Source organism: Streptomyces sp. NBC_01116 (assembly GCF_041435495.1).
Classification (GTDB): domain Bacteria; phylum Actinomycetota; class Actinomycetes; order Streptomycetales; family Streptomycetaceae; genus Streptomyces.
Map to the genome: position 1 here is coordinate 4,012,969 of NZ_CP108644.1, position 17,124 is coordinate 4,030,092.

Sequence of the window (17,124 nt, forward strand, 5' to 3'; positions counted from 1 at the left end):
GCGCCGTGGGCTGGCCGGATGCGCCGTCGCCGGGTGTCGGTGCTCCTCGTTAGGGTCGAGTGGTGTCCGACCCCTCCGTGCAGCATCAGCAGGCGCGACCAGCCGTCCCGGTCCTCCACGAGCAGCGGCTCGACGAGGTCCTGGGCGCCGCGCCCGAGCGCGGCCGAGGGCGTTACCGGCCGCACCGCGTCGGCATGGTGTGGCGCAGCAAGGTGTTCCGCGCCGGGGCCGTGATCGTGGCGCTCGTGCTGTGCGGGCTGGTGATCCTCGCCCTCGTGCGTGAGCAGACCGGCCCGGAGGGGTTCCTCGTCGGTCTCGGCCTGGCGGTGCTTCCGGTGCCGCTCCTGATGGCGGCCTTCCGCTGGCTGGACCGGGTCGAGCCGGGGCCCTGGCGGAATCTGCTGTTCTCCTTCGCCTGGGGCGCGTGCGCCGCCGCGCTCGTCGCGATCATCGCCAACTCGTTCGCGACGCGCTGGATAGCGACCGCGACGGCCGATCCGGCGAGCGCCGACACCCTGGGGGCGACGGTGATCGCCCCCGTGGTCGAGGAGAGCGCGAAGGCGGCGGCCGTGCTGCTGATCTTCCTGTTCCGCAGACGGGAGTTCAGCGGCGTGGTGGACGGCGTCGTCGTCGCCGGCTTCACCGCGACGGGCTTCGCGTTCACCGAGAACATCCTCTATCTGGGCAACGCCTTCGGCGAGGACCAGCAGCTGGGCAGCTCCGGGTTCGCCTCGGTGACGGCCGGGACGTTCTTCGTGCGGATCGTGATGTCGCCGTTCGCGCACCCCCTGTTCACGGTCCTGACCGGCCTCGGCTTCGGCTTCGCGGCGGTCAGCGCCCGCCGCCACCGGGTCCGCCGGATCGCCCTGCCGCTGCTCGGGCTGCTGCTGGCGATGGGTCTGCACGCCCTGTGGAACGGCTCGTCGTCCTTCGGCCCGTACGGCTTCTACGCCGTGTACGGGATCGTCATGGTCCCGGCGTTCGGTCTCGTGACCTGGCTGGCGATCTGGTCGCGCCAGCGGGAGCTGCGCACCCTCGCGGCCGAACTGCCCGCCTACGCTGCGGCCGGCTGGCTCGGCCCCGCCGAGCCGTCGGCGCTCTCCTCCATGCGGGCCCGGGGCATGGCCCGCGACCTGGCCCGCCACTGGCAGCCGGACCGGGCGCGGGGCCGGGCCGCGGCCCGCGCGGTCGCGGAGTACGAGTCGTTCGCGACCTCCCTGGCGGGGCTGCGCCGCCGGGCCCGCCACGGCGCGGTGGGCCCTGACTTCGGCGCGCGGGAGCGGGAGCTGCTGCACCACCTCTGGCAGCGCCGGGAGTTCGCGGCCCCGGCCCTCGCCCACGCGGCCCTCCTGACGGCCCGCCCCGGCGCCCACCACGCCCGGCCCATGCCGTCGCCGTCGCCGTACGGAAGCGGAGGCGGGTACGCCACCGGGTACGCGACCGCACACGGGTACGGGTACGGAACCGCCCACGGCCCCGGGCACGCACCCGGATACGGGCAAACGTACGGGCCCGGGCACGCGCCCGGATACGGCCCCGGCGCCTACCCGCCGCCCCAGCCGTACGGCGGCACACCACCCAGCCACCGCCGCCCGCCGACGTAGCGGTAGCCGCGGCCGTAGCGGACGCCGGGGATGGCGGCGTCCCGCTCCGTCAGGCCGACGCCTCGGTGAGCAGGGCGAGTTCGTCGTCGGTCAGCCGCAGATCGGCGACCGCGACAAGGGCGGGGACCTGTTCGACCGTACGGGCGGAGGCGATCGGGGCCGCGACGGTCGGCTGTGCCGCGAGCCAGGCGAGGGCGACCGTGGCGATCTCGGCGTTCCGTTCCCCGGCGACCCGGTCGAGGGCGGCCAGCACCCTGCGGCCCTGCTCCGACTCCAGGTGGCTGCCCGCCTTCGCCGAGCGGGCGCTCTCCACGGTCGTACCGGGGCGGTACTTGCCGGTGAGGAAGCCCGAGGCGAGCGCGAAGTACGGGACGGCGGCGAGGCCGGCGTCGGCCGCGGTGTCCTGGAGACCGCCCTCGTAGGTGTCGCGGGAGACCAGGTTGTAGTGCGGCTGGAGGGCGACGTACCGGGCGAGGCCCGCGCGCTCGGAGAAGTCGAGCGAGGCGCGCAGGCGCTCGGGGCTGATGTTGGAGGCCGCGATGTGCCGCACCTTGCCGTCCTTCACCAGCTGGTCGAGGGCGGTGATGATCTCCTCGACCGGGACGGTCTCGTCGTCGAAGTGCGTGTAGTAGAGGTCGATGTGGTCGGTGCCGAGGCGGCGCAGCGAGGCCTCGGCCGCGCCCTTGATGGTGCCGGCGGAGAGGCCGCGGTGCTCGGGGTGGGCGCCGACCTTGGTGGCGACGACGATGTCGGCCCGGTGGGAGCGGGAGGCGAGCCACTTGCCGATGACGGCTTCCGACTCACCGCCTTCGTTGCCCTCGGCCCAGGCGGAGTACGAGTCGGCGGTGTCGATGAAGTTGCCGCCGGCCGCGACGTACGCGTCCAGGACGGCGAAGGACTGGTCCTCGTCCGCCGTCCAGCCGAAGACGTTGCCGCCGAGGGCAAGGGGGAAGACCTGGAGGTCGGAGGAGCCGAGAGTGCGCGGAGAAGTCATGTGGAGGTTCAACGAGCCGGGGCGGGGACGGTATTCCGTCGGCCGGCGGGCGATGCCGTGCCCGGACAGACCGGCAGCCCTGACGTCGGGGGGGTGCGTCAGGGCTGCCGGGGTCGGCGGCGACGAGGGACCTCAGCCGCGGGGCCGGGAGGTCAGACGTTCAGGCCCTTGCTGTTCAGCCAGGCCAGCGGGTCCATCGCGGAACCGCCCGCGGTGCGGACCTCCAGGTGGAGGTGGGTGCCGGTCACGTTGCCGGTGGCGCCCATGCGGCCGATGGTCTGGCCGGTGGTGACCTTCTGGCCGACCGAGACGTCGATCGAGGACTGGTGGGCGTACCAGATCTCCGTGCCGTCATCGAGCTGGAGCACCGTGCGGTAGCCGTACGAGCCCGACCAGCCGGCCGACGTGATCGTGCCGCTGTGCACGGCCTTGAGCGGCGCGCCGGTGGACCCGGCGAAGTCGAGGCCGGTGTGCTGGCCGGAGGACCACATCGCGCCGGACTGACCGTAGGTCGAGCTGATCGTGTACGAGGAGGTGGGGAGGGAGAAGCTGGCGGCCAGCTTGGCGAGGCGCTCGGCCTCCGCCTTCTTCTTCGCCGCTTCCTCCGCCGCCTTCTTCTTCGCGGCGGCCTCGGCCTCGGCCTCGTCCTGCTGCTTCTTGGCCTCGGCGGCGGCGGTCTCGGCCGCTGCCTTCTCGGCGGCGGCCTTGGCCTCGGCGTCGGCGCTGGCCTGCTGCTGCTCGGCCTGCTGGAGGATCCGGGCACGCAGCGCCTCGCCGGCGCCGGTGCCCTGCTCCGCCTCGGCGGTGGTGAGGCCGGCGGTGGTGAGCGGCGCGGACGCGGCGACCGGGGCGGGCTCCGCCTCGTCGGACATCAAAGACCCGACGCCGGGAAGGGACTTGGCGTCGGGGAGGTTGTCCGCGATGGAATCGGGAAGAGAGATGGAGACCGGCGCCTTGTCCTGGGCGGTGGCCATACCGCCCGCACCGACGGCCGCTATGACACCGACGCCGAGGACGGTGGAGCTGCGGGCCAGACCACGCTGCTTGGCCACGCGGTGCTTGCCGCGCACGGGGCGGATGGACTCCGCGGTGGGATTCCACTCCCCCGTGGACCGCTCCGCGCCACCGTAGGTGTCGGCACTGAAGGGTGACACGGCCTCAGGGGCAGGCTTGTTGGACGCCACGTGGGCGCACTCCTTTCCTTCCTTCTCGCCTACCGGGTTAGCTGACGGGTTCGGAGCAGGAAGGTCTCCTACGGGCCCCTCCGTCCCTCACGAGACGCAGGCGTCCGATTCACCCCATGTAGGTGGTTCCCCGGTTCCCTTGCGGAATTCGGCGCTCGCGCGCGGCGCCGTCTCTGACGACGGCTGTGACGACCGCGCTGCGTTATCGAACGTTAATAGACAGACGGGCCCTATTCCAAGCTGTTCCTGTTGATCATTAACGAACACGGCAGGGATGTACGGGTGACAACCGGGCGCAATCGGGCGACTTGACCGTGCCTCAGCCACACCCCTTTTTCTGATGGTGTGTCAAATGTTATGCGCAGCGGTGCCCTTCGATTACGCACCGTGTCATCGATCGGTCATCGCCCGGGGTCATCGTCCGAGGTCGCCCGGGGTCATCGCCCGGAGTCGTCGCCCCGGCCCACGATCTTCACCGTCGTCCGGCGCACGGGCTGCCCCTCCGCCGGCCGGCCCACCGCGATGAGCGCCATGTCGTCCGTGGTCCGCCCGCCGGTGTGCAGCCGTACGTCGTCCGTCAGCGCCGACAAGAGCTCCTCCGGCCCCGGGAAGATCCGGCCGCGCAGCCGGGCCGCCGGGTCGTAGAAGACCCCGTTCGGGTCCCGGGCCTCGGACAGGCCGTCCGTGAAGGCGAGGAGCGTCGCCCCGGCGGGCATCGCCCACTCGTCGGACCGGTCCGGCCACACCCCCAGGTCCATCCCCAGCGGCATGGCGGGCACCGAGGGCGCCAGCACCTCGAGGGCGCCGTCCGCGTGCAGCAGGATCGGCTCGGGGTGGCCGCGGTTGACGATGCGCAACGACTCCGCACCGGGCGGGATCTCGGCCAGCACGGCGGTGATGAACCCCTCCATGGCGTCCAGCCCGTACCGCCGCGTCCCCTCCCGGGCCAGCGCCCGCTCCAGTCGCTGCGCGACTCCCTCCAGCGAACGCTCCTGTTCGGCGGCCTCCCGGAACGCCCCGATGATCACCGCCACCGCCTCCACGGCGTCCAGCCCCTTGCCGCGTACGTCGCCGACGACCACACGTACGCCGTACGGGGTGTCCGCGACGGCGAACAGGTCGCCGCCCACGAACTCGTCCGCCTGCGCCGCCTCGTACCGCGCGGCCACCTGGAGTCCGCCGATCCGCTCGGCCGGGGTCGGCAGCACGGCCCGCATGGCGGTCTCCGCGATGACCCGGGCCGAGGCCAGCTGCTCGTTGCCGCGCCGCACGACGCCGTTGATGACGAGGGCCAGCACCGAGGCCGTGAGCACGGTGAGCATCTCGATGACCGGGACCACCTGGGTGGAGGTCCCGTCGGAGAGCCGCATCGCGATGACGGACAGGACCGCGGCGATACCCGTACGGACGGTCCGGGACTTCGAGAAGAACGGCGCGGCGATCAGCGGGGCCGCGACGAACAGGGGTACCGCGGTGAAGTTCGGCGGTGCCAGCGAGTCGAACACCAGCCCGCCGAGGATCAGCAGGGCGGGCAGCATCCGGACGAACCGCCCGGTGCGCCGGCCGTCGGACGTCAGCTGGCCCTCCCGGGACCCGAACACCACCCGGCCCACGGCGTCGATGCTCCCCGCCGTGCCACTGCGCCGCTCGTCGGCCATCCCCACCTGTGCACTCCTGCCCGGTCCACCCACGGCTGCGGACGGTACCGCGCCCCGCCCAGGCTTCCCGGAGCCGCGCCGAGCGGCTGCTCCGCATCGGCCGGATAGGGGGAAGGCGGACGGCGGTCCGGCCTTCCGTGGTCAGTCGGAGAGCCGGTGTTCCGCGTATACCGTCAGTGCGTCCCGTACGAAGGCGGCGGTGCCGTCCCCGTAGCGATCGTAGTTCTTTCCGAAGCGGGGATCGGCGACATACATCTCGCCGAGCCCGATCACGTACGAACGGCTGGGCTCCTTGGCCGAGGACAGCCACGCGCAGTGCCGTCGCGCGAGGTCCTGCGCCTCGGCCCCGTCAGCGGCGAGGCCGGCCTCCCTGGCCCGGCCCCAGGCGCGCGCGATGGCCTCGTGCTCGTCCTGGAAGGCTTTCTTCCTCTCCGGCCCGAGCGAACGCCACCAGCGGTCGCCCTCCTCGTACGCGTCCCGGCCCCAGCGCTCGGTGACCTCCTGCTCGTGGGCGGTGTGGTCGAAGCCGTCGAACACCTCATCGGCCATGAGTTCCATCCCCTCCTGCGTCTTGTGGAGAGTGGTCCGCACCGAGGCGATCTGCCGCCCGATGCGCGCCTGTTCCTGTTCGAGCAGCCGCAGATGCGCCCGCAGCGCCACCGCGGTGTCCCGCTGCCCCACGAGCACGTCCTTGATGGCGGGCAGCGAAAGACCGAGCTCCCGCAGCAGCAGGATGCGCTGCAGCCGGACGAGGGCGTCCTGGCCGTAGTAGCGGTAGCCGTTGCTCCCGATCCGGCTCGGCGTGAGAAGGCCGAGGTCTCCGTAGTGCCGGAGCGTGCGGCTCGTGGTGCCGGCCTGTCGGGCGATTTCCTGAATGGACCACTCCATGCCGGAAACGCTAGATCTTTACGCTGCGTCAAGGTCAAGCCGAACCAGCACGGAGCCGGAAACGACCCGGGCCCGGCACGCTGTGCGTGCCGGGCCCGGGTCTTCAGTAGCGGGGACAGGATTTGAACCTGCGACCTCTGGGTTATGAGCCCAGCGAGCTACCGAGCTGCTCCACCCCGCGTCGGTAAACACAACTCTACGGCATTCCCGGCGCGCCTTCGACCACTTACGGATCAGCTGCCCCGGCCGGGGCCCCGGGGCGTCGATCTCGGGGAACCTCATGGCTTTTGCACTGTTCCGCATGAGATCTTTGAGAACGTCCGCACCTGACCGTGTGGCTACGGCAGGCGGAGCGACGGCAGTGCTCGCGCCATCGGAGAAGAGGGTGACGCGGGTGCGGGACGAGACGGGCGCGATACGGGACGGCCGGCCGGGGCGACGACTGACGTGGCCGTGGTTCCTGGTGATCGTCGTCGTGTACGCGGGCATCATCCAGGGCCTGGGACTCCTGACCGGCGTGGACACCAGCTCCTCCGACAGCGCGTTCCCCACCACGGAATCCCTCGTGCGCAACGCTCTGATCCCGATCGGGGCGTCGATCGTCTTCGCCGCCGCCGTCGTGACCCGGCTCGGCTGGTGGGGCGAGGTCCTGCACGACCGCGCGCCCGTTCGCCGCTGGGTGCGCTGGGTCCCGGCCTCCATGCTGGCCGTCGCCCTGCTCGGCCTGAACTACGGTCACCTCGGCGACCAGAGCGTCTCCCTGGTGGCCTGCCTGCTCCTGCTGGGCCTGTTCGTCGGCGTGGGCGAGGAGCTCATGTTCCGGGGCATCGGCGTGCAGGTCTTCCGCCGGGCCGGGCTCACCGAGGGCAAGGTCGCCCTCTTCTCCTCGCTCGTCTTCGGCCTCGTCCACCTCAGCAACGCCATCGGGGCGGGCGCGCAGGCCATCCTCCAGGCGCTCATCGTCTCCACGTCGGGCTACTTCTTCTACCTGTGCCTCCGCGTCGGCGGCGTCATCCTGCTGCCGATGCTCGTGCACGGGCTGTGGGACACCAGCCTGTTCTCCAACCTCGTCGGCGACGAGCCCCAGGCGTCCGCGGGCATGGCCCTCATCATCGTCCTCCAGGCCGTCCTGATCATCGTGCTGCTCGTCAGGCGCCGCTCCATCGAACCCGACGCGGAGAAGGCCCCCGCCTGACCACGCCCCCCTCACCGGCAGCCGCGAAGCCGGCAGCCGCGCCGACACCGCGCCGGCCACGGGCGTCTGCCGGCACATCGTGCGCTCGGCGTCACCCGCGCCGAGCGGCTCCGGCCGGCCAGATCACATCGACCGCCAGCCCCGCCCGCCGGGCCAGCTCGACGGTGTCGGCGGTACCGCCGCCCTTTCCCGACGGAGGCGTGCCGTCCCAGACCGCGACGAGGCGGTCGGCACGGCGCAGCAGCTCTGCGTTGGCCGCCTCGTAGGCAGCCCTGTCCGCTCTCGGGTGCGGCAGCGTCACCACCTCCTCGGCGGCCTCGACCAAGTGGTCGAAGACAGCGGCGTGATCGGGCTCCACCTCCGCTTCCCGGTAGTCCCGGGAGGGGATCACCACGACGAGGCGGCCACCGATGGCGGTGACGACTTCCGCGAAGAGGCTGTCGGACCCGGCGGCGATGCAGGACACCCCCGTCAGGTCGTCGCTGTAACCGGCGAGCAGCTCGCGCAGCGCGGCCCGTACCCGGGGCATGGTCTCGTCGGTCAGGTCCATGTGCCCGGTCACGGCGATGGTCGTCATGCGCCCGGCTCCTCGGCTCGACGGCAGGGCGCGGATACTATCGCGCGCCTCACGGGGAGCATCTGGCCGAAAGGGACCCGGACAAACAGCGGCCCCAGGCCGGAGCAGTGCTCTGACCTGGGGCCGAGAGGTAGGCCGTGTGGGACTCGAACCCACAACCAACGGATTAAAAGTCCGCTGCTCTGACCAATTGAGCTAACGGCCCTCGACGGATCACCCCCCGAGCATAGCCCGCCCGGTCCCAGCAGCCGATCCGGTATCGGTGTCGGGCCCGTCGCGGGCCCCCGGGAGGCAGGCTTCCGGGGCCGGGAACAGCAACAGGGCCCGTACGTCACCGAGTCGGTTCGGTGGCGTACGGGCCCTGCCGGTCTGTCAGGCGGACCTGCCCGGCCGGGTGCCGGCCGGGCGGAGGTCAGCCGTTGCGCTTCCAGCGCGGCTTGTCGTCGCGGCGGCCGAAGGAACCGGTGTTGGTGCCGGTGTTGGCGCCGCGGTGGTCGTCACGACGGCCGGTGGGGCGGTCGCTGCCGCCGGAGCGGAAGCCGCCCGAGGGCCGGTCGTCACGACGGTCACGGTTGAACGGGCGGTCGCTGCCACCGGAGCGGAAGCCACCGGACGGACGGTCGTCACGACGGTCGCGGTTGAACGAGGGACGGTCGTTGTCCCGACGCTCGAACGAACGCCCACCACGGTCATCACGACGGTCGCCGCTGCCACCGGAGCGGAAGCCACCGGACGGACGGTCATCGCGACGGTCGCGGTTGAACGAGGGACGGTCGTTGTCCCGACGCTCGAACGAACGCCCACCACGGTCATCACGACGGTCGCCGCTGCCACCGGAACGGAAACCACCGGACGGACGGTCATCGCGACGGTCGCGGTTGAACGAGGGACGGTCGTTGTCCCGACGCTCGAACGAACGCCCACCACGGTCATCACGACGGTCGCCGCTGCCACCGGAACGGAAACCACCGGACGGACGGTCATCGCGACGGTCGTTGCCGCCGCGGTAGCCGCCACGGTCGCCACCGCGGTTGTCGCGGCGCTCGTAGTTGCCCCGCTCGTCGCGGCGCTGCTCGTCGCGGGCGGCCGGCTGCTCCGGTACGGAGACGGCTGCCTCAAGGGCGGCCTCGGCCTCGGCGGTGACCTCGGCCACCGCGGCCTCGGGGTCGTCGCCCCGCTCGCGTGCGGCACGGGCGACCAGGCGGTCGGCCTCCTCGCGCAGCTCGACGGCGCGGCGCTGGACGCGCTCCAGCTGCTTCGTCAGGTCGGCGGCCTCGCGCTCGGCCTGCTTGGCGGCGTTGTTCGCGGAGTCGGCCTGGACCTCGGTGAGCGAGCGGGCGCCGGTGATCTCGGCGACCTCCGGCTCGAAGACGCCCGCGCCCTGGACGATGTGGCGCGAGGCGTCGACGCCCGCGTCCTCCATCAGGCGGAAGATCTGGCGGCGCTGGTGCGGAAGCGCCAGCGAGACGACGACACCGGACTTGCCGGCGCGGGCGGTACGGCCCGAGCGGTGCAGGTAGTCCTTGTGGTCGCCGGCCGGGTCCACGTTCAGGACCAGGTCGATGCCGTCGACGTGGATACCGCGGGCGGCGACGTCGGTCGCGACGAGCGCGTTGACGTAACCCTTCTTGAAGTCCTCCAGGACCCGCGTACGGGCGCCCTGGGTCATGCCGCCGTGCAGCGCGTCGGCCTTCACGCCGGACTCGATGAGCTGCTCGGCGATGCGGTCGGCGCCCAGCTGGGTGCGGACGAAGATGATCGTGCGGCCCTTGCGGGCGGCGATGGCGGCCGTGACCGGCGCCTTGTCCTTCGGCTTCACGACGAGGACGTGGTGCGACATGGTCGTGACGTTGCCCTGGGCGCTGTCGACCTCGTGCGTCACCGGGTTGGAGAGGTAGCGCTTGACCAGCGTGCCGATCTCGTTCTCCATGGTGGCGGAGAAGAGCATCCGCTGACCGCCACCGGGGATCTGGTCGAGCAGCTCGGTGACCTCGGGCAGGAAGCCCAGGTCGGACATCTGGTCGGCCTCGTCGAGGACGGCGACCTGGACGCTCGCCAGGGAGCAGGCGCCGCGGTTGATGATGTCGCGCAGCCGGCCCGGGGTGGCGACGAGGACGTCGACACCGCGCTCCAGCGCGTAGATCTGGTTGCCCATCGACGTACCGCCGCAGACGACCTTCATCTTGAGGCCGAGCACGTCGCCGTACGGCTGGAGGGCGTCCGCGACCTGCATCGCGAGCTCACGGGTCGGGGTGAGGATGATGCCGCGCGGCTTCTTCTTCTCGGTGGTGCCACCGGAGAGCGAGGCCAGCAGCGGCAGACCGAAGGAGAGCGTCTTGCCGGAGCCCGTACGGCCGCGGCCGAGGATGTCCTTGCCGGCCAGGGCGTCCGGGATGGTCGCCGCCTGGATCGGGAAGGGGGCGGTCACACCGTTCTGCGCGAGCTTGCGGACGATGCCCTCGGGCAGGCCCAGGTCACCGAAGGTGATGGTCGGCTCGGCGTCGGCCTCGTCGGCGATCTCCTCGGCGGAGTCCGCGATCTCGTCGGCGGGAGCGTCGGCCTGCGTGTCGGCCTGATCGTCGGTGATGAAGTCCGCGACGGACTTCTCGGCGACGACGGTCTTCTCGGCGGCCGGGGCGGTGGCGCCGGCGGGGGCCTCGGTCACAGCGGCCTCGACGAGCTCGGCGAGCTCGGCGTTGTCGACGTTCTCGGGCATGACGGTGTGGTCAGAACTGGAAATTGACATGCGAAATGCGAAACCTTCCGGAGTCTCGGCACGCGCCCATAACTCCGTGATTCGCAATTTCGACCGCCTCAATGCGGTCCAGCCACGGCAAGGGAGAGTACGCGCCACACGGCGCTCTTCTGTGTCGGCGCCGGGCAATGGGATCAAACGATCTACCACCATACGCACTCTCACCCACATTGCGCAAACCAGCCCCCGAAGACCTCCGGCTAGACCGGCCCCACCTGCGGTGATGCCTCCGGAGTCCGCCGCGGCCCGGCGGCCTCCGGTCCGCTCATCGCATGGGCCCGCAACTGCGCGGCGGGCGAGGCGGAGGGGGGCGGCTCCGACGGAGCGGTGGGCTCCGGATCGGGCTCCGGGTCCAGGGCGGGCGTCGGCGGCGCCGGCGGCTCCGGAGTGGTCGGCGGCGGCTCCCCCGGCCCCGGTGTCGAAGGCGTCGGCGAGGGCGGGGGGCCGCCCCGGGTGGGGCCGGGCGCGGCCGGTTCGGGGCGGCCCGGGTCCTCAGGCGTGACCGACGGCACAGCACCGGAGGCGTCCGGGCTCGGGCTGCTCCCGGGCACGGCCCGGTCCGACTGGGGGTGGACGCCGCCGACGCGCCTCCCGGTCCGCCCGGAGCCCGGAACCGTGTCCCCGGCCGGATCGGCGGCGGAGCCCTTCGGGCCGGCGGACCGTGAGGGCCCCGGCGCCCGGGCGTCGTCCTCGCCGACGCTCATACAGCCGGTGGACGCGGCGATCGTCAGCGCGGTGACGGCTGCCCAGCGGGCAGGGACGGACAACTGGCGCACGAGTGGCACCTCCGGGGCGAGGGGGCGGAGAGCGGGGCGATAGGCGAGAGGCGATGGGCGGAAGCCGGTAGCGGGAAGCGGGGCGATGGGCGGAAGCGGAGAGCCCGGCGCCGGGGCGGAGCGGAAGCAGGAGCGAAGCGAGCGGTACGACGTCGCACCGTGCCCAACTCCCGCGACCCCGCCGGAGACACGCCCGAAACACCACCCGACCGCGCGACGGCCCGCGCGACAGGCCCCGAACCCGCCGGTCCCGCCCGGGCGGGACGCCCGCCGAAACGGCCCCGGGCGTCACGTCGAAGCCCCCGCCCGGCACCCGCGCCCGCACCGACGCCTCAGCGCGACCGCCCGCGGGCACACGCCCGGACGGCACCTGGCACCGCCCCCGCCGGCCCGCTACCCCCCGGACCCGCCCGTCAGTTCCGCCCCCAGGAACACCGCGCCCAGGCCGGCCAGCAGCGATGCCAGGACGTTGGCCGCGGCCAGGAAGGCCCGGCCCGTCTCGGCCAGGCGGAGGGTCTCGTACGAGAACGTGGAGTACGTCGTCAGCGCCCCGCACAGGCCCGTCGCCAGCAGGGCGTGCGCCGGGGAGGACACCGCGGCACCGGTCAGCAGCCCCAGCAGCAGGCTGCCCGCCGTGTTCGCCGTGAAGGTGCCCCACGGGAAGGCGTACGGGACGCCCGGCCCCTGGTGCGCCTGCACGGCACGGTCCGTCAGGTAGCGCAGCGGCGCGCCCACCGCCCCGCCGATCGCCACCAGCAGCCAGTTCACGCGACCCGCCCCTCGCCGCGGGAACCCCGAGAACCACGGGAACCACGGGAGCCGCCGGAGCCCCCGAACCCCCGGTCCAGCCACCTCCTCGTCCCCGAGGCCGCCGCCCACACCGCCCCGAGCGCCGCCACCGCCGTCGCCGCCGCGTAGGCCAGGGCGGTCAGGGCCTCCTGACGGACGAGCAGGTCCGAGACGCCGGCCGCGTACGTCGAGAAGGTCGTGAAGCCGCCGAGCACGCCGACGCCGAGGAAGGGCCGCGCCAGGGGGTGGGTCACCCGGCCCCGCTCGACGGTCAGCACCATCAGCACGCCGATCAGGGCGCAGCCGCTCACATTGACGGCGAACACGGTCCACGGGAAGCCGCATCCGCCGGGCCGGAGCATCAGAGCCCCGTAGCGGGCGAGGGCGCCGAGCGCGCCGCCCGCCGCGACCGCCGCGAGCACCCGGCCCTGCGGGGCGGCGGGCGGGCCGGGTTCCGGCAGCTCCCGCGGGGCCCGGTCGCTCACCCGTAACCCAGGGCGTGCAGCCGCTCGTCGTCGATGCCGAAGTGGTGGGCGATCTCGTGGACCACGGTGATCTCGGTCTCCGCGACGACGTCCTCCTGCGACTCGCACATCCGCAGCGTCGGCCCCCGGTAGATGGTGATCCGGTCCGGCAGCACCCCGGCGTACCACTCACCGCGATCGGTGAGCGGGGTGCCCTCGTAGAGCCCGAGCAGATCGGGGTCGCCGGGCTCCGGTTCGTCCTCGACGAACACGGCCACGTTGTCCATCAGCCGTGTCAGCTCCGGCGGAATGCGGTCCAGAGCCTGGCTCACCAGCTCCTCGAACTGTTCGCGCGTCATCTCCAGCACCCGGCCATTGTCCCGTACGGGGGCGGAGTACGGGCGGCCGGCGACCGAACCGGACTCATGACCGGGGAGACCGCCCGGCATGGCCAAGGCCGTACCGGGGCATACGGGCCCAATGGTCCGCGCCCCGTTCCGTGCCGCAGCCGACCGCGTCCGGCACCGCCTCAGCCAGCTCGTCGCCCCGAAGTCCCGGGGCCGCGACACCGCCGACACCCGGCCCCGCACCTCCGCCCGCGCCGGCGCGGCGGCCACCGGCGACCTGACCGGCCCCGCCCGCCGCCCGTACCTCCGCGCCCTCGGCATGCTCGCCGTCGTCGTGCTGGGGGCCTGGCTCGGACTGCTCGCCGTGGGCTCCATCCGTACGCCGGTCGGCCCCATGGACACCAACATGACGCTGCGCCCCTCCCTGACCGGCGGCAGCAAGATCAACGTGTCCCCGCTCGGCGCCCTGGAGCTGGACTCGCACAGCGCGCCGCTCCGGCTCGACGTGGACGTGGACCGCCTCGACCCCGAACGCTCCCAGGCCCTGGTCGACCAGCCGGAACGGTTCTCCAGCCTCCAGGACGAGGTCACCCGGGACGTCGCCGCCGGCACCCGGGAGCTGGCCGTGCGCTCCTGTGTCGCCGTCGTCTCCGGAGCGACCGCGCTCGGGCTCGTCGTCTACCGCCGCCCCCGCCGCGCCCTGGCCGCCGGCGGGCTCGCCCTCACCCTGCTGGCCGCGTCCGGCGTCAGCGCGTACGCCACCTGGAACCCGAAGTCCGTCCTGGAGCCGAAGTTCTCCGGGCTGCTCTCCAGCGCCCCGTCCCTGGTCGGCGACGCCCGCTCCATCGTCACCGAGTTCGACATCTACCAGCAGGAACTGGCCCGCCTGGTCACCAACGTCACCAAGCTGTACGACGCGACCTCCACGCTCCCCGTCTACCAGCCCGATCCCGGCACCATCCGGGTCCTGCACGTCTCCGACATCCACCTCAACCCGGCGGCCTGGCACATCATCGCCTCGCTCGTGGAGCAGTACGAGATCGACGTCATCGTCGACTCCGGCGACACGATGGACCACGGCTCCGCCCCCGAGAACAGCTTCCTCGACCCGATCCGCGACCTCGGCGCGCCCTATGTCTGGGTGCGCGGCAACCACGACTCCCCCGTCACCCAGGCATATCTGAAGAAGTTCAAGAACGTGAGCGTCCTGGACGACGGCGGCGCGGTGAACGTCGGGGGGCTGCGGATCGCGGGCACCGGCGACGCCTCCTTCACCCCGGACCGGACCGGCCCCGGCGGCAACAAGGAGGCCGCCCGGCTGGAGGGCATGCGGCTGGCCTCCGCGCTGCGCGACCAGGAGCGCGCGGGCACCCCGGTCGACATCGCCGTCGCCCACGACCCGAACACCGCCCGGGAGACCGACGGCACGGTGCCGCTGGTGCTGTCGGGCCACCTGCACCGCCGGATCAACGAGCAGCTGAAGCTCGGCACACGGCTGAAGGTGGAGGGCTCCACGGGCGGCGGCGGGCTGCGCGCCGTGCAGAACGAGAAGCCGGAGAAGGTGCACGCCTCGGTGCTCTACATGGACCGCTCGACCCGTCGGCTCCAGGCCTGGGACGAGATCACGCTGGGCGGTCTCGGGCTGACGACCGCCGAGGTCAGCCGCCATCTTCCGGAGGAGAACCTGAAGAAGGACGCCCCGGTCTCCCCCACCCCTTCGCCGTCCTCCCCGTCCTCCGCCACCCGCTCCCCGGCGCGCTCCACTCCCTCGCCGTAAACGGTTTTGGCGATAGCCCCGCTCATCCCATATGCTTCTCACGTCCCCGACGCGCTGCAAAGCGAACAGGCGGGCCAATAGCCCTCATCGTCTAGTGGCCCAGGACGCCGCCCTTTCAAGGCGGTAGCACGGGTTCGAATCCCGTTGGGGGCACGTTTCACCGTGTGCGAGACTTGTCTCGCGCATTGCTTGGTCCTGTGGAGCAGTTTGGAGTGCTCGCCACCCTGTCAAGGTGGAGGCCGCGGGTTCAAATCCCGTCAGGACCGCTGCAGCCCTTGTGGCTGCGTGGCTGGGTAGCTCAGTTGGTACGAGCGATCGCCTGAAAAGCGATAGGTCGCCGGTTCGATCCCGGCCCCAGCCACCACTCGAAGGCCCCGTCCGATGGACGGGGCCTTCGCCGTGTCACACCTTCTCCGCCGCCTCGGCCTTCCCCGCCTCTTCCGTGGGTACGTCGGTGCCGCGCCGCCGCCGGGCCCGGGCGCCCAGGACCAGCAGTGCCACGAGCACCACCGCTCCCAACAGCACCCCGTCCGGCACCTGTTCGCCCAGGTTCCGCGCCCACTGCTCGACCGCGAACGATTCGTCGACCCCCAGCAGGCCGGGCAGCGCGGTCGTCCCGTCGTACACGAGGAACAGCGCGCCGAGCCCGATGAAGAACAGCCCCGACAGCAGCGACGTGGTGTGCAGCTCGAACCGGCCGAGCCGGACGGCACGGCCGCGCAGCCAGGCGCGGCGGCCGAGGTCGAAGCGTTCCCAGAGCAGGGCGAGCAGGAAGAGCGGTACGGCCATCCCGAGCGCGTAGACCGCCAGCAGCAGACCGCCGTAGACCGGGCTGCCGCTGACCGCCGCGACGGTCAGGACGCTGCCGAGGATCGGACCGGCGCAGAATCCGGCCAGGCCGTAGACCGCGCCCAAGGCGTAGACGGAGAACGCCGTGGTGGGACGGATCCGGCCGCTGAGGGCCGCGATCCGCCGGGACGCGAAGCCCAGGCCGACGATCTGCGCGACGCCGAGCACGATGATCAGCCAGCCCGCGCCCGTGACGAGGGCGTCGCGGTGTCCGTAGAACAGCCGTCCCGCGTAGCTGCCGGCCGCGCCGAGCGGGACGAGGGTCGTGGCGAGCCCGGCGTAGAAGATGCCGGTGCGGGCCAGCAGTCGTGAGGTGGAGTCGATGGAGTACGCGAAGAAGGCCGGCAGCAGCAGCGCGCTGCACGGGCTGACCAGGGCGAGCAGCCCGCCGAGGAACGCCGCGAAGTAGCCGATGTCCGCCGTCACTTGGCGGGGTCCTCGGCCTCGTCGCCCGCGTTGCCGGTGTCCTCGGCCGTGTCCTTGCCGGTGGCCTTCGCCTGCTCGGCGGCGGCCTCGATGGCCTGCGTGAACGTCTCGTCCGGCTGTGCTCCCGCGATCGGGCGGCCGTTGATCAGGAACGACGGGGTGGACGTCGCGCCGATGCTGTACGCCTGCTCCTGGTCCTTCGCGACGGCGTCCCGGGCGGGCCTGCCGTCGAGGTCCTCCCTGAAGCGGTTCAGGTCCTTCACCCCGGCCTCTTCGGCGAGCGCCTCGACCCGGTCCTTGCCGAAGCCCTTCTCCTTCGCCCCTTCGGCGTACGCGGCGCTGTGGAACTCCCAGAAGCGGCCCTGCTGCCCGGCGGCCCAGGCGCCGCGCGCGGCGTTCTCGGACTCCTCGCCGAAGATCGGGAAGTTGCGCCACTCGATGCGCAGCGTGCCGTCCTTCACGTACTTCTCGATGAGCTCCGGCTCGGTGTCCCGGGCGAACTTGCCGCAGTAGCCGCACTTGAAGTCGGCGTACTCGATCAGGACGACCGGGGCGTCCGCGCGGCCGATGGCCAGCTTGTCGTCCGCGTCCCGGCGGGCGAGCTTCGCCAGCTCCGGGTAGACGCCCTCGTTCGGGTCGGCGGAGACCTCGGCGGCCGGGGCGGAGGAGGTGTCCGGGGCGGTGTCGTCGGGGGCGGTGGCCCGGTAGGAGGCGAAGCCGAGGAGACCGGCGGCCGCGACGATCACGGCGCCGTAGACCAAAGGCTTGCGGGAGGAGGACTTCTGGCCCGTGGAGACGGGCTTCTTGGGCGTGGGCATGCGGCACTCCGGGCTGGTGGTGC

General features: G+C 72.4%; 15 protein-coding genes, 5 tRNA genes and 1 riboswitch. Of the genes, 6 read left to right on the forward strand and 14 right to left on the reverse strand.

Annotation, left to right across the window (positions count from 1 at the left end; all coding sequences use genetic code 11):
- The first annotated feature begins 62 nt into the window (after positions 1-62).
- Entirely contained in the window at positions 63-1,604 is a 1,542-nt protein-coding gene (locus OG245_RS17490) for a PrsW family glutamic-type intramembrane protease (RefSeq protein ID WP_371624450.1), read from the forward strand.
- Positions 1,605-1,653: 49 nt separating this feature from the next.
- Here OG245_RS17490 and OG245_RS17495 read toward each other — a convergent pair whose 3' ends face one another.
- The 5 genes from OG245_RS17495 to OG245_RS17515 all read right to left on the reverse strand — a co-directional run bounded on the left by OG245_RS17495 (position 1,654) and on the right by OG245_RS17515 (position 6,509).
- Positions 1,654-2,598 carry an aldo/keto reductase gene (locus OG245_RS17495; RefSeq protein WP_371624451.1) on the reverse strand — a complete coding sequence of 315 codons (945 nt, stop codon included), beginning with the start codon at positions 2,596-2,598 and terminating at the stop codon, positions 1,654-1,656.
- 152 nt (positions 2,599-2,750) lie between these two features.
- Positions 2,751-3,782 (reverse strand): M23 family metallopeptidase, encoded by a 1,032-nt coding sequence (locus tag OG245_RS17500; RefSeq protein ID WP_371624452.1) that lies wholly within the window; start codon positions 3,780-3,782, stop codon positions 2,751-2,753.
- An 11-nt stretch (positions 3,783-3,793) separates the two neighbouring features.
- Positions 3,794-3,946: riboswitch (cyclic di-AMP (ydaO/yuaA leader) on the reverse strand.
- Between the two features lie 273 nt (positions 3,947-4,219).
- Entirely contained in the window at positions 4,220-5,440 is a 1,221-nt protein-coding gene (locus OG245_RS17505; RefSeq protein ID WP_371627910.1) for a PP2C family protein-serine/threonine phosphatase, read from the reverse strand.
- Positions 5,441-5,581: 141 nt separating this feature from the next.
- Complete coding sequence (locus OG245_RS17510; RefSeq protein WP_371624453.1) at positions 5,582-6,328, reverse strand: MerR family transcriptional regulator; 747 nt, start codon at positions 6,326-6,328, stop codon at positions 5,582-5,584.
- A gap of 107 nt (positions 6,329-6,435) precedes the next feature.
- Positions 6,436-6,509 (reverse strand) — tRNA-Met (locus tag OG245_RS17515).
- A 213-nt stretch (positions 6,510-6,722) separates the two neighbouring features.
- On the opposite strand from OG245_RS17515, the gene OG245_RS17520 reads away from it, so the two are divergent.
- Complete coding sequence (locus tag OG245_RS17520; RefSeq protein ID WP_371624454.1) at positions 6,723-7,523, forward strand: lysostaphin resistance A-like protein; 801 nt, start codon at positions 6,723-6,725, stop codon at positions 7,521-7,523.
- Positions 7,524-7,614: 91 nt separating this feature from the next.
- Here OG245_RS17520 and OG245_RS17525 read toward each other — a convergent pair whose 3' ends face one another.
- The 7 genes from OG245_RS17525 to OG245_RS17555 all read right to left on the reverse strand — a co-directional run bounded on the left by OG245_RS17525 (position 7,615) and on the right by OG245_RS17555 (position 13,252).
- Positions 7,615-8,100 carry a hypothetical protein gene (locus OG245_RS17525; protein WP_371624455.1) on the reverse strand — a complete coding sequence of 162 codons (486 nt, stop codon included), beginning with the start codon at positions 8,098-8,100 and terminating at the stop codon, positions 7,615-7,617.
- Between the two features lie 131 nt (positions 8,101-8,231).
- Positions 8,232-8,305, reverse strand: a tRNA-Lys gene (locus OG245_RS17530).
- Positions 8,306-8,512: 207 nt separating this feature from the next.
- Positions 8,513-10,816, reverse strand: a complete 2,304-nt coding sequence (locus OG245_RS17535) for a DEAD/DEAH box helicase (RefSeq protein ID WP_371624456.1) — start codon at positions 10,814-10,816, stop codon at positions 8,513-8,515.
- A gap of 239 nt (positions 10,817-11,055) precedes the next feature.
- Entirely contained in the window at positions 11,056-11,631 is a 576-nt protein-coding gene (locus OG245_RS17540) for a hypothetical protein (RefSeq protein ID WP_371624457.1), read from the reverse strand.
- A 393-nt stretch (positions 11,632-12,024) separates the two neighbouring features.
- Complete coding sequence (gene crcB / locus OG245_RS17545; protein WP_371624458.1) at positions 12,025-12,399, reverse strand: fluoride efflux transporter CrcB; 375 nt, start codon at positions 12,397-12,399, stop codon at positions 12,025-12,027.
- Complete coding sequence (locus OG245_RS17550) at positions 12,396-12,905, reverse strand: CrcB family protein (RefSeq protein ID WP_371624459.1); 510 nt, start codon at positions 12,903-12,905, stop codon at positions 12,396-12,398. Before OG245_RS17550 ends, crcB begins: the two co-directional genes overlap by 4 nt.
- Entirely contained in the window at positions 12,902-13,252 is a 351-nt protein-coding gene (locus OG245_RS17555) for a metallopeptidase family protein (RefSeq protein ID WP_032790371.1), read from the reverse strand. The genes OG245_RS17550 and OG245_RS17555 overlap by 4 nt, the downstream gene beginning before the upstream one ends.
- Positions 13,253-13,364: 112 nt before the next feature.
- Between OG245_RS17555 and OG245_RS17560 the strand changes: the two genes are divergently transcribed.
- The 4 genes from OG245_RS17560 to OG245_RS17575 all read left to right on the forward strand — a co-directional run bounded on the left by OG245_RS17560 (position 13,365) and on the right by OG245_RS17575 (position 15,372).
- On the forward strand, positions 13,365-15,008 hold the full coding sequence (locus tag OG245_RS17560; protein WP_371627911.1) for a metallophosphoesterase: 1,644 nt from the start codon (positions 13,365-13,367) through the stop codon (positions 15,006-15,008).
- Positions 15,009-15,088: 80 nt separating this feature from the next.
- Positions 15,089-15,161 (forward strand) — tRNA-Glu (locus tag OG245_RS17565).
- A gap of 38 nt (positions 15,162-15,199) precedes the next feature.
- Positions 15,200-15,274, forward strand: a tRNA-Asp gene (locus OG245_RS17570).
- 21 nt (positions 15,275-15,295) lie between these two features.
- Positions 15,296-15,372 (forward strand) — tRNA-Phe (locus OG245_RS17575).
- Between the two features lie 38 nt (positions 15,373-15,410).
- On the opposite strand, the gene OG245_RS17580 is transcribed toward OG245_RS17575, so the two are convergent.
- Positions 15,411-16,283 (reverse strand): cytochrome c biogenesis CcdA family protein, encoded by an 873-nt coding sequence (locus OG245_RS17580; RefSeq protein WP_371624460.1) that lies wholly within the window; start codon positions 16,281-16,283, stop codon positions 15,411-15,413.
- Complete coding sequence (locus tag OG245_RS17585; protein ID WP_371624461.1) at positions 16,280-17,101, reverse strand: DsbA family protein; 822 nt, start codon at positions 17,099-17,101, stop codon at positions 16,280-16,282. The genes OG245_RS17580 and OG245_RS17585 overlap by 4 nt, the downstream gene beginning before the upstream one ends.
- Positions 17,102-17,124: the final 23 nt, after the last annotated feature.

Bases quoted from the DNA above. Each gene is read 5' to 3' on its own strand.
- OG245_RS17505 (WP_371627910.1), bottom strand. From the start codon at position 5,440: ATGGCCGACGAGCGGCGCAGTGGCACGGCGGGGAGCATCGACGCCGTG.
- OG245_RS17495 (WP_371624451.1), bottom strand. From the start codon at position 2,598: ATGACTTCTCCGCGCACTCTCGGCTCCTCCGACCTCCAGGTCTTCCCC.
- OG245_RS17525 (WP_371624455.1), bottom strand. From the start codon at position 8,100: ATGACGACCATCGCCGTGACCGGGCACATGGACCTGACCGACGAGACC.
- OG245_RS17535 (WP_371624456.1), bottom strand. From the start codon at position 10,816: ATGCCCGAGAACGTCGACAACGCCGAGCTCGCCGAGCTCGTCGAGGCC.
- OG245_RS17510 (WP_371624453.1), bottom strand. From the start codon at position 6,328: ATGGAGTGGTCCATTCAGGAAATCGCCCGACAGGCCGGCACCACGAGC.
- OG245_RS17560 (WP_371627911.1), top strand. From the start codon at position 13,365: ATGGTCCGCGCCCCGTTCCGTGCCGCAGCCGACCGCGTCCGGCACCGC.
- OG245_RS17585 (WP_371624461.1), bottom strand. From the start codon at position 17,101: ATGCCCACGCCCAAGAAGCCCGTCTCCACGGGCCAGAAGTCCTCCTCC.